This window comes from Ignavibacteriota bacterium (assembly GCA_016212665.1).
In the GTDB taxonomy this organism is placed as follows: Bacteria; Bacteroidota; Ignavibacteria; order UBA10030; family SZUA-254; genus FW602-bin19.
On sequence record JACREZ010000020.1, the window covers coordinates 1 to 13,721 of the forward strand.

Below are 13,721 nucleotides of genomic sequence, written 5' to 3' on the forward strand. Positions count from 1 at the left end.
CGGTCGGTTTTTTCCAAATATCGGTCGGTTTTTTCCAAATATCGGTCGGTTTTTTCCAAATATCGGTCGGTTTTTTCCAAATATCGGTCGGTTTTTTCCAAATATCGGTCGGTTTTTTCTAAATATCGGTCGGTTTTTTCCAAATATCGGTCGGTTTTTTCTAAAACATACTTGGTTTTGGAAAAAACATACTTGGTTTTAAGAAAAACATCCTTAGTTTTTGAAAAAACATACTTGGTTTTTGAAAAAACATACTTGGTTTTGGAAAAAACATACTTGATTTTCAGAAAAACATCCTTAGTTTTTGAAAAAACATCCTTGGTTTTAGAAAAAACATGCTTGATTTTTCAAAAACTTATTCACGTTCCGGAAAATATCAATTGATTTCTTCTAAAAAGTGGTCAGGTTTTTCTAAAACCTTATTAAGTTTTTCCAAATCCTTATTAAGTTTTTCCAAATCCTTATTAAGTTTTTCCAGAATCTTATTAAGTTTTTTAAAAACCTAGTTGGACTTTTCCCGGATTTCTATGGATTCTTGAACATTGCGATAGAATGCTTTGAAAAACCCTGCAAACTGTCGCCCTGATATTGTTGACTGGGTTTAGAAATATTCTTGCTGAATAACCTTGCGCCTCACCTAAAGTTTTTTGAACCCAAAAATCAGGGATTTCCTGATTGACTTTTGACGAAATATGTCGTAACTTTCCTGCGCTTAATTTTATGAGCGTGTGCTGAAATGTCATTGCGAGCGCAGCGAAGCAATCTCACTATTGAAAGTAGAGTGGAACGCGGGATTGCTTCGTCGCTTCGCTCCTCGCAAAGACACTTTTCGGTATTCGGCAACACGCTCTTTATTCATAACAATTTTGGGGTTTTTATGAAGCAGGTTAGTTTTCTTTTCATCATCTTTGTTGCGGTAACAATTGTTGCCTTCCCGCAATCGCGTGTTCTTGTAAGTCCTAACGATGAAGTGATTCCTTTGAAAAAAGGAGAAGGCGCGTTTCATGTTTTAGAAAATCATGGAATGAAATTCACTTCATCTACTTATTGTCCGGATGTGGATTATCCTGGCTTTGGTTATTGGCCTCCTCCTACATTTCGATTTGGAGCGCGTCATAAAGATGTCCTCGGACAATGGTTTGTTGCACAATACTCGGGAACGATTGATACTTTATTCTGGTACATGAATGGTTCCATAGGCGCATTAGATTCTACAGTCTTTGTTCGAATCTTTCGTTCAAATATTACACCAATGTCAGGTCCGGGAGTTCGTCCTGGTCCATATAATCCGCCGTGCCAACCGTGGGGATATTATCTCAACTCGAATGATCTGGATAACGGAATAACTCCTTTCAAAGATCACGCGACGGATACAAATTGGATATCAACGTACTTCGGAGATACTGCTTCGTTTGACCCGTTGGGAGAAGAAATTTGGGGAATGGGTGGTTTTTATACCGCTATACATCAAGGTATAAATTACATTCCACTCGATATCTTAGGCTATAAACCCTTCGTCAACAAAGGAGATGTCTTTTTTGTCACGATTCAAATCAATTCATGGAACCAACATGTTGATGATGAGCGAACAGAGTTTGCGGCAAATGCATTTTCTTCCGCACCTCCCGAGTATCAGGAATATTATCCTTCCCGGATCTGGAAATTTTATGAACATGATTCAGACGCAACAAATTGTAGTGGCTTTCCTCAATCACAAGTACCAAAAGGTTGGGTTGCACGCGGTGGCTTTACCGGTGATACGCTTGATGTTGCTTGGTACAGTTGGTGGTACTCAATGACGTCCGTAGGAAACAGACCTCCGCAAATCATCGCCTCGCCACTTCCGGAGAATATCTTCTCTCAATCAGACCAATGTGTTACTGCTGAAATATTTGATTGCGATTCCTTAGGCAACATGCTCGATGTTGAAGAGGCGTTCATTTCATATTCTGTGAATGGAATTTTTGTCGGTACAACAAATATGACGTTAGGAACAAGCCATATATGGTCGGGTTGCATTCCCGGCGTGAAGGAATGGAATACTGTTACATGGTCAATCATTGCAAGAGATAGCGATAGTTCAGTCGTCACGCAACCGATGGGAAGTTACCGGGTTGTCAGTTTGTATAATGATTTCTCAAAGATTGATACATCGAACAACTGCCCGACAATAAATATTTCAGGAACAGGAAATGTCATCAGTTCAGAAAGTTTCTTCAACTCTCCGAACAATGATGAATTAACGAATCCGAAAGATGACGGAACAGCAGGTCCGTTTCCACTTGGCGGCGTATTTAATTTCTATGGACAAGAACTTCGATACGCTTGGGTAGGAGTAAATGGCGCAATTGCACTTTCCGCTTCACCAACAGAAACGCTTGATGTAAACAGCGCCGGTTATTTTTCAAACTTTAATTTTCCCGGAAACATACGTACTCACGATGACCTGCGTGATACAGCCCTAACCGGCAGAATGCCTCCGAATTTTATTTCACCGTTCTGGAATGATTTGATTTATGGAGAAACAATGTTCGGTTCTCAATATGGAACTATCAGTTGGGATACGATCGGTTGTAAATTTATTGTTCAATGGGATTCATTACATCCGTTCGCTCAGATTAACGATAGGTTTGGTGATAACTCTATTTTCAGAGTCATTCTGGATCGTTGTAGTGGTACAATTGATTTTCAGTACGATAATATTGGAAGTGAGTATTTAGATACTACTGCCCTCATCGGTTTCCAAGCAGATACAATTCCGATACTGAATAATAAATCGCCTTGGTGTTTTATCAACAATAATGGTCAACCAATCGAAACGCGAGTGCGAAATGGCGACTGCTTTACAATTCAACAAAAAAGTTCTTTTACGTTGGGGAATGGTTGGAATCTCGTCCCAATTTGGACTGACACTCTTGATACGAATTATTCGGTACAACACCTTTTCCCAAATGCAACATCGCTCGCATTCAGATTCACCAAATTCGGTTACGAACGAACCGATACCGTTCAACCCGGAGTTTGTTATTGGATAAAGATTAACGGCAACAAAACGTATCACTTCCCTCCCGATTATTCACCTTGTGATACAATCCGATTTCTTGAAGGATGGAACGCATTATCGAGTAATCTGGCTACGACTATTCCGGTTCCATTTAACCATATGTTCATTTCTATGTGGTATGTATTCGATAATGGATATAGAGCATCACCGTCTCTCGAACCCTATCGCTGTTACTTCGTCAGAGCGGTTGACAGTGGTGCAATGGAACTGTGTAGCAGTAGTTCATTGGAGAAAAGCGAAGACATTACATCCCACTTTAACAAACTAAACAAGTTTACAATTACTGATAATGCCAACGGCGAGCAAACACTGTACTTCGGAGATGAACAGGATTTGAAATTGCGAAAATCATTTTTCGAACTCCCCCCGGTCGCACCTGAAGGATTGTTTGATGCACGGTTCTCATCAAACAATATGGTGGAAACGTTTTCCGCTTCAAAAGTGAATGAAGAATACACTATCAACATTCAATCATCATCGTTCCCACTGACATTAACTTGGGATGCATCTGTCAATCAAACAAAGACAATGTTGCTGACTGATAACAGCGATGGAACATTGTTCAGGAATGTTTACTTACGCGGGAAAGGCTCGGTGAAGATTACTAATCCATCGGTGAAGCAGGTAACAGTACGAACACTTGAGGGAAGTTCGTTGCCGTTGGAGTTTGCTTTACTGCAGAACTATCCGAATCCTTTTAATCCATCTACGGATTTCGGATTTCGGATTTCGGATTTCGGATTGGTGACGTTGAAGATTTATGATGTGCTTGGGAGAGAAGTAACAATGTTAGTGAATGAAGAAAAGGAACCGGGCGAATACACAGTTCAATGGGATGCAAGTAATTTTCCGAGCGGAGTCTATTTTTACAAACTCACTGCCGGGAAGTTTTCGGATGTGAAGAAACTTTTGCTTGTCAAATAAATTCAAACAATAAAAAACAATCGAGGTACAATATGAAACGTGGTAACTTTATCGTCATCATTATTCTTGCAACAGTAGGAATTGCATTTCCGCAATCACGCTATTTGGTAAGCCCGACTGATGAAGTCATTCCGTTAACAAAAGCGGAACAGACCGCCGCGTCAGAATTGAACAAACGTCTCACCACCTCTGTTCAAACGCCATGTTCCAACGATGTAATTGACGGATACCCGAGTACAGCATTCCCTACATCTTCACGATTTGGCGCATACCACAAAGATGTTCTGGGACAGTGGTTCGTCGCACGATTTAATGGAAGAATTGATACGCTGTATTGGTATCATTCCGGCGCTATCGGCGCACAGGATTCAACAATCTGGCTCCGCATTTTCAGGTCTAATATTAGTCGGACACAGGGTCCCGGAATTTCACCCTATCCGCCGCCATGTTCGCCGTGGGGATATTATCAGAATACTTATACCAACGAGGTTTCTCCCTTCAAACTCTCAAACGATTACTTTTGGGTTTCAACGGTTGATGGTGATTCTCTCTCCTTCTCTCCCTTTGGTGAAGAACTTTGGAAGCAAGGAGGAGATACTGTTTCAGTTCATGAAGGATTGAATCAGATCGCGCTAACAAGTGAAACCGACTCGCTTGTTGTCAGTCGTGGCGATGTGTTTTTTGTTACGATGCAGGTCAACGGAACCGATAGCCAGGCGGTAGAAGGACGAACAGAATGGGCGGCGGCAGGGTTTTCTTCGTTCCCGCCGGAGTATCAGGAATATTATCCTTCACGCAACTGGAAATATTATGCAGGTCGGTATGGTCCTTCAAATTGTGCAGGACACCCTGTTGACTCATTACCATTTGGCTGGTTAGCCCGCGGAGGATTTACAGATGATACTCTTGATGTTAGTGTGTATAATTGGTGGTATTCAACTTCTGTTACAGACAATACACCACCACGCTCTTTATCATCAGAACTGCTGGAACAACTCTTTTGCGACCAAGATTCATTCTGTATTTCTTTCGAACTTGAAGACTGTAACCCGGCTAACCCAGTTGAGGCGGGAATAGAAAATGTCCACATCGAATGGATGTTAGACGGAGCGCCAATGTGGGACATTCCTGCCACAAAAGGTATTGTAAGTTCCTGGAGTGTTTGCATACCACGATTGTATTCTTGCGGAACAATTTCATGGACAATTGTTGCAACAGACAGCCAGGGACTTACTTCAAGATTTCCTCAGAACTCAATAAAATTCTGTTCGATGAATAATCAGTACGCAACGGTTGATACATCGAGTAATTGTCCGACTCTCAACATATCTGGAACAGGAAATTTCATTCCTCCTGAAAGTTTCTTTGACCATCCAAATAACGTTACACCAAACGAATCGAACGATGGAACTGCCGGACCATTTCCACTTGGCGGAACATTCAATTTCTACGGGAAGGAACTACGCTACGCATGGGTGGGAGTAAATGGCGCTATCGCTCTTTCAGAAACGGCTACAGAAACTCTCGATGTCAACTCAGCCGGCTTCTTTTCTGAATTCGATTTCCCCGGCTCAATCAGGTCTCACTCTGACCCACGTGATACGATGAGGTTAGGGAGGAAACCACCGAACTTTATCGCTCCCTTCTGGAATGATTTATTGTACAAAGATTCTGTTTCGCGTTACGGAAGTATTCTCTGGGATACGAGCGGTTGTAACTTTATCGTTCAATGGGATTCATTAGCAACATTCGATGCTCTTGCAAATCCAATTCAGGACGAATTTGTATTTCGAGTTGTTATGAATCGTTGTAATAGAACGATTGAATTCCAATACGATAATGTCGGTGTAGCCGGATTGGACTCAACTGCACTCATCGGTTTTCAAGCAGATACAATTCCAGCACTTGGCAATAGGTCACCTTGGTCGTTCATAAACAGAAGAGCGGCGCCATGTTCACCTATACCACATAATGGTTCTTGTTTCAAAATACGACAGCCAAATTCCCTTGACGTATCATCTTTAGGAAATCAGAGACCTTTGGAGTTTGCCATGATTCAGAATTACCCGAACCCGTTTAATCCAACGACGAATTTCGGATTGCGGATTGCCAATTTCGAATTGGTTACATTGAAAGTTTATGATGTACTGGGACGTGAAGTAGCAACTATCTTGAACGAAAAGAAAGAACCCGGAGAATACACCATCGAATGGGATGCGAGTAACGTTCCGAGCGGCATCTATTTCTACAAAATGACTGCCGGAAAGTTTTCGGATGTGAAGAAACTCCTCCTCATCAAATAAGTGATTGTTCTGTAGGGGCTGTCCAATAAGTTGTTCGGAGTTCAGAATTCGACATTTGATATTTGTTATTTACTCAAATATCAAATGTCGAACAATGAATGTCGAATGATGAAAGACGATTCGGACAGCCCCTACTCCACTCATCCCGTACGCCTTCCCCTCTCTTCCTTTCATTCGCGATTTACAAATTTTTCTCCATTGAATTTGAAACATATTCCACTCTAATCAGTACAATATCTGGTTAGTTTACCTTGAAAATCATCACTAAAATATGGAGTTTCTATGAAGAAAGTGTTGTACCTTTTCCTTTTTCTTTCCACGCTTGCATTCAGTCAACAACGATTTGTCGTTTCGCCCAATAACGAAGTTGTTCAACTTCAACCTCACGAAAGCGCGTCGCAGGTAATTCAAAAAATTATAAACGAACGGGAGACAACAAGCAGTGATAATTGTGTGTCAAGACAATTTGGTTATCCGATTGATGAATATCTTCCCACAACGAGTTTCACTTCCCGGCATAAAGATATTATGGCGATGTGGTTTGTTGCGCCATCGGCAGGAACGGTTGATACGCTGTTCTGGCTCGGTGGCCCACAAAACGGGGCATTGGATTCGACTATCCACATCCGTATTCACGAATCAAAAATTGGTCTCGGTTCCGGTCCCGGATATAATTTTCCTCACGGTTGTCAGAACTGGGGATACTGGAATAGTACAAATGATTTAGATATGGGCGTAGCCGCGTTCCCTGACGATGCGACTGACACAACATGGATTTCCACCATAACCCTTCCCTCTGTTTCTTATCCACCCGTCGGTGAAGAACTCTGGGGACTTGGCGGGTATCCCGTCTTTCAACAACCGAATAATATCAACACGTTACCGCTTGATGGACTTGGTTCTCCCGTTGTTACAAAAGGTCAATCCTTTTGGGTTTCAATGAGAATTAACAGTACACCGGAACACATGTCTGATAATCCAACGATGTTTTACGCGCTTGATAACACCGGCGGTGCACTCGCTCCATCCCGTGCGTGGAAATTCTATGAACATGATAACGGTCCCTCAAACTGCGGAGGAACTCCCAACCCAAAACGCGGTTGGGTTGCCCGCGGAGGTCCTACGCCGGATTCATCCTCTGCGTACGCATGGAATTGGTGGTACAGCATGACTGTAACATCCGACCTCCCGCCCGGCATTTCTAACACAACGGAACTCCGGCACACAACAAAAACTTCTGAACGAGCGGTCGTCGCGGAAATCGAAGATTGCAACGCTGAGAAACCGGAAAGCGCCGGAGTTGCTTCTGCGCATGTTCTCTATTCCATTGACCATGGAACTACGTGGGATTCTGTCCCGATGAGTCTCGTCGGTGGGAATACATGGCGCGGGTACATTCCTGCTATGAACGGAAATATGTCTGTTGAATATAAAGTCAACGCGATGGATTTGAGAGGAAACTATTCTGAAGGACGTTCAAATTCATATAGAATCCTTTCACTCGATAATCAATACTATTCGCTCGATACTACGGTGAACTATCAATGGCATCCGATTGATACTTCCGGTACGAAAATATCCGGGTGGTTTGATAGATTTATCTTTGCACAAAACCCTCCACAAGATAACGGGACTGCCGGACCGATTGATATTGGTTTTGAATTCCCGTTCTTCGGCGAGCAGGTGCGCTACGCGTGGATTGGTGTGAACGGCGGACTTTCACTTTCATCTTCACCAAACGATACGATTGATGTTTTCCCTGATTATCTCAACTGTTCGGGCGACTTTGCTTCCATTCCGAGTGATTGTAATCCGCGCAACTACATCAATATCTTCGGTTATGATTTTGTTGTCAAGCCCTATCTCGACAATGGTGAAGGATATGGCGCGGTGTTTTACAAAAACGAAACAGACAAGTTCATTGTCGAGTGGAATAAAGTCGGAAATTTCGTTTCCTTCGATGATACGAACACAACCTTTCAAGTCATCTTAGATAAACATGATAGTTCCATAACGTTTCAATATCAATCCGTCGGTGCGTTCGGAATTGAGTATGCTTCGTTCATTGGATTACAAGCCGAACCAACTTCAAAATGGTTCGCTATGAATATTCTTGGCTATCCGCTCGAACTGAAACCGGCAAACAACAAGGCGTTTCGTTTCGTGCCAAGTCAGCCGAATGATGTGCGGGATGAGGAGAAGAATCTTCCGGCTACAACACGGTTGTATCAGAATTATCCGAATCCGTTTAATCCCACAACGAATTTCGGATTTCGGATTTCGGATTTCGGAATGGTGACATTAAAGATTTATGATGTGCTCGGAAGAGAAGTAGTCACACTTCTTAACGAAGAAAAACATCCGGGCGAATATTCAATCCCGTGGAATGCGGAACAAGTTCCGAGCGGAGTGTATTATTACAAACTGACCTCCGGTAAATTTGTTGAGACGAAAACGATGATTGTAATTCAATAGTGTTGATGTAGAAGTTCATCAAGGGCGTGTTGCCGAATACCGAAAAGTGTCTTTGCGAGGAGCGAAGCGACGAAGCAATCCCGCATCCCACTCTACTTTCAATAGTGAGATTGCCTCGCTGCGCTCGCAATGACCATTCGGCAACACGCTCATCAAGGACACTGATGAAACTGAAAGAACGGAATAGCACAAATTTTTCTGTGATATTCTGTCGTATCAGTTCATCAGTGTTCTTTTTTTGTTTGAAGAAGAAGTTTCCTACCTTTGCCACAGTCAATTCAAGACAACGATGAAGAACTTCTTGACACTTTGCATAACTTCCTTACTGTTTACTTCTTCCCTCTTTACTCAGGAACAAACGAAACCAGACATCTGGCTACCTATGAAATTTTTTCTCGGAAGTGGGAAGGGAACAGGAACCGGTGAATCTGGCAACTCAACAGTCGAACGAACGTATCATTTTGTGTTGAATGATAAATTTATTCATCGAGTAAACACTTCGACGTACGCGCCGCAGGAGAAAAACCCCAAAGGAGAAATCCATCATCATTTGGATGTTTTCAGTTACGATAAAGGGAGAAAGAAATTTATCCTGCGTCAGTTTCATCAGGAGGGATTTGTGAACGAATATGTTTTAGACAGCATTTTTGCTGATGGGAAGTATATTTCATTTGTAACTGAATTAATTGAAAATATTCCTGCGGGTTGAATGGCGAAAGAAACGTACCGTATCCTGAACGAGAACGAATTTATTGAGACGTTTCAACTTGCTGAACCGGGAAAAGAGTTTACACTCTATTCAGAAAATCATTTGAAAAGGAAATAGAGTTACTCTTTCAGTCTGAATCAGTTCATTCTTTCTTTCGTTGTGAAGCAATTCGCACATATAACATTCCAAGGTTTACTGATTGCTGTTTTATTTCTTTTCTTCACAGCAGCCGGACAAGAATATTTAAGATTTGAACATATTTCAGTTGAACAGGATTTGCCGCAAAGCACGGTCACTCAAATATTCCAAGACAGTAAAGGATTTATTTGGTTTGTAACGGGTGACGGCTCGATCACTCGTTACGATGGCTACACATTAAAAATTTTCGATTGGAGTAAATTTCCGGACATCATACGACCTCCCCACGTCGGTAAGATGATTGAAGACCGTACTGGTCGGTTCTGGCTTTCCACACCTGACGATGGAGTGTACTCCATCAATTTTCAATCAAAATATATTCAGCATTTCATTCACAGAGTTAATGATTCCGCCTCACTGAGTAATAATTCCGTTAACTCGTTGATGGTAGATAAATTCAATAATATCTGGATTGGAACATCGAGAGGTTTAAATCTTTTTCATTCCGATACAAAAACTTTCACATGTTTCAGGAATGACCCGAAGATTGCAACTTCCTTACCGAATGATGAAATATCATTTTTGTTTGAAGACCACGCCAATAATTTATGGATTGGTACGAAAAATTATCTCAGCAAATATGACCGAACGTCAAATACTTTTTTGAACAAAAGAACAAATAAGAATGACGATGAACAAATGACATTTGTCAATTCCATATGTGAATCGAATGTTCCTCATCGTTCCGGTTTATGGTTGGGAACCACGACTGGCTTAAAATATTTTGACCTATCATCATTTGTTCTGACGGAAATTGATGTTGGTGAGGTTCTGAGTTCCAATAAATCGAAGACAAACGTTTTTGCTGTAGTTGAAACAAAATCAGATAATAATTTTACTCTTTGGGCAGGAACTCAAGGTTTGGGATTAATAAAACTCGAACCATTTACACGAACGATTCACTCATACACTCATCATCCGCTTGTGCCCTCATCGTTAAGCAATAATTTTGTTGTTTCACTTTTAGAAGACCGCGCAGGAATGTTGTGGATTGGAACTGATGGCGGCGGTATAAACATGTTTCACCCCATCACAACAAGATTTCATCATATTAAACATGAGCCGGAAAATCCTTCTTCCCTGAGCGACAATTTTGTTTTTGCAATACTTGAATCTCAAGCCGAGGGGAAGCCGGTTTTATGGATTGGGACACGAAACGGATTGAACAGAATTGACCGGACGACAAATTCTTTCACTCGCTTTTTTCACGAAGAACGAAATCCAAACTCCTTGAGTAACAACCACATTCGTGCACTTCATGAATCAGTTTGCGATGGACGAAAAACCCTGTGGATTGGAACGAATGGAGGCGGTCTTGATAGATTAGATTATCAATCAAAAAAGTTTACTCATTACAAACATCAGCCGAACAATCCTTCATCGCTCAGCAACGACTATGTTTGGGGTATTAGTGAAACACACATCGGAGATTCATCAACACTGTGGATTGCGACATCTGATGGATTAGAACAATTCAATCCTCAAACAAACAGATTTATTCATTATAGACACAATCCAACCGATTCGAATTCTATTGCTGATAATAATGTGCATGTGGTTTCAGCATCGAATGAGAACAACACCCCACGACTCTGGATTGGATTTGGAACTCATGGTTTGGATTTGTTCGAGCCAAAGAAGAACCGCTTCACTCATTTCAAACATACACCAAGCGATAGTTATTCACTCAACAGCGGAAATGTCAAATGTATTTACCAAACAAGCGCAAATGGACAAAACACTGTATGGGTTGGAATGGATGGCACCGGACTTTCACGGCTTGATGTTGCCTCTAACACTTTTTCACACTTTACAATATCGGACGGATTACCAAATAATGTCATTTACGGAATTCTGGAAGATAATCATGGCTCTCTTTGGCTGAGCACAAATAAAGGTCTTGCCCGATATTCTCCGGAGACAGCAGCAATAGTGAGTTATGATGTTCCTCAAGGTTTGCAAAGTAATGAGTACAACACTGGCGCGTATTTTCAGAATGAACAAGGAGATATGTTCTTCGGAGGTATTAACGGACTCAATTACTTTCACCCGGATAATATTACAGCAAGCAGGTTCATGGCGCCACTCGTCCTCAGCAACTTCAAAGTATTTGACAGACTTTTGTTTGAAGAAATGAAAGAAAATCAAACTATCACACTTTCCTATAAGGAAAATTTCTTTTCGTTTGAATTTGCTTCACTTGATTATATAAATCCGAAAAATAATCGTTACCGATATATGCTTGAAGGATTTGATAACATTTGGAATATCAATGGCACACGACGCTTTGCAAGTTATACCGATGTTGACCCCGGCATGTACATTCTCCGGGTAATCGGTACGAACAGTGATGGAATTGAAAATGAGAAAGGAATTTCTCTTACACTCATAATCACGCCTCCTTTTTGGAAAACCGCATGGTTCTTGACTTTCGTTTCTCTTTTGATTCTCGGCGGCGGTGTCGGAGTTGTTCGATACATTTCGACAAAAAAACTAAAGCGAAGAATTGCATTGTTAGAACAACAACACGCTCTCGAGGTAGAACGAGCAAGAATTGCACGCGATATGCACGATGAATTAGGCGCACACCTAACATCAATTTCATTGATAAGCGAAATCGCCCAAACAAAAAATGAATATCAACCTGAAGTACAAAATGAATTTGAAAAACTCGCTGCCACGTCAAAAGAAGCAGTCAGGAAGATGGATGAAATTGTTTGGGCGATTAGTCCAAAGAATGATTCGTTAGAAAAGCTCGTTCCATACATTTGTAGTTATGCCGAGCAATTCCTGAATGTTGCTGCTATTGCTTGTCGTTTCGATGTGCCTGTTGAATTGCCTGAACTTCGAATTAATTCGGAAACGCGCTACAATGTTTTTCTTGTTGTGAAAGAATCTCTGAATAATATCGTCAAACATTCCGGCGCGCATGAAGTTTGGATACGGATTGCGGCAGACAATATTTTATTTACAATTGATATTGAAGATAATGGGAAGGGCTTTTCTCTTGAACATACTTCTCCCGAACGACACGGATTAGAAAACATGCAAAAGCGAATAGCCGATGTAGGAGGAACCATGCGTCAAGTAAGCATTCCATCAAAAGGGACTACTATTTCGATAACAGCGCCACTTGAAAGGAAGTAAAATCATGCTTTTGTGCTATTGTAAGTTGTAGCAAATGGAATTACATTGAGTTCAAAAAATGAAGATAGAAGTTTCTATCGTTGAAGATTCCGACCAGTTGCGTGAGAGTTTAACAGTTCTTATCAATGGATATGATAAGTTCAAATGTATCAGCACGTTCGATAATGCGGAGGCGGCGTTGCGTAGTCTTCCAAAACAAAAACCACACGTCGTTCTCATGGACATCAACCTCCCGAACATGAACGGGATCGAGTGTGTACGTAAATTGAAATCGCAAATGCCGGAAATCCATTTCGTCATGTTGACTGTGTATGATGATAATGACGACGTTTTTGAATCACTCAAAGCAGGCGCATCGGGTTATTTGTTGAAACGAACTTCTCCACATGAAATACTTCAAGCGATTGAAGATGTGTACAACGGCGGCTCCCCCATGTCGAGCCAGATAGCAAGAAAAATTGTTCAATCGTTCCACCGGTTCAGTGAAACACCAAACGAAACAGAAAAACTTTCCGAACGAGAAGGGGAAATACTTTCCCTTCTTTCCAAAGGATATAAATACAATGAAATTGCTGACTCACTTTTCATTAGCGTCCACACTGTTCGAAGTCACCTCCGAAGTATTTATGAAAAACTTCAAGTCCGTTCCCGCACAGAAGCGGTTGTGAAGTTTCTGAATAACTGAGTTAAGCAACACCGTTGTTTGATGCCAAAAATCCTAATATCGAAACCCCTACGGGTCGTAGACCGAAAAACTAAATCCCAAAGGAATGGAGACTGTGTAAAAAGTCGATTTACCGATAGTCATACATAGTTTCATAACGCCAAAGCACAAAAATAGTGTTACAAATGATTACTATGAGAAAATGTGAACATATGGATTACCTCTTAACAACTTTGA

General features: G+C 41.4%; 6 protein-coding genes. All 6 read left to right on the forward strand.

What is annotated here, in order from left to right; all coding sequences use genetic code 11:
• The first annotated feature begins 877 nt into the window (after nt 1-877).
• Complete coding sequence (locus HY960_06585) at nt 878-3,988, forward strand: T9SS type A sorting domain-containing protein (protein MBI5215404.1); 3,111 nt, start codon at nt 878-880, stop codon at nt 3,986-3,988.
• Between the two features lie 32 nt (nt 3,989-4,020).
• Nucleotides 4,021-6,291 (forward strand): T9SS type A sorting domain-containing protein, encoded by a 2,271-nt coding sequence (locus HY960_06590; protein MBI5215405.1) that lies wholly within the window; start codon nt 4,021-4,023, stop codon nt 6,289-6,291.
• Nucleotides 6,292-6,573: 282 nt separating this feature from the next.
• Nucleotides 6,574-8,766: a T9SS type A sorting domain-containing protein gene (locus HY960_06595; protein MBI5215406.1), complete on the forward strand. Its 2,193-nt coding sequence runs from the start codon at nt 6,574-6,576 to the stop codon at nt 8,764-8,766.
• Nucleotides 8,767-9,055: 289 nt separating this feature from the next.
• Nucleotides 9,056-9,475 carry a hypothetical protein gene (locus tag HY960_06600; protein MBI5215407.1) on the forward strand — a complete coding sequence of 140 codons (420 nt, stop codon included), beginning with the start codon at nt 9,056-9,058 and terminating at the stop codon, nt 9,473-9,475.
• A 159-nt stretch (nt 9,476-9,634) separates the two neighbouring features.
• Nucleotides 9,635-12,820 carry a hypothetical protein gene (locus HY960_06605; protein MBI5215408.1) on the forward strand — a complete coding sequence of 1,062 codons (3,186 nt, stop codon included), beginning with the start codon at nt 9,635-9,637 and terminating at the stop codon, nt 12,818-12,820.
• Between the two features lie 58 nt (nt 12,821-12,878).
• Entirely contained in the window at nt 12,879-13,505 is a 627-nt protein-coding gene (locus HY960_06610) for a response regulator transcription factor (protein MBI5215409.1), read from the forward strand.
• The last annotated feature ends 216 nt before the right edge of the window (nt 13,506-13,721 follow it).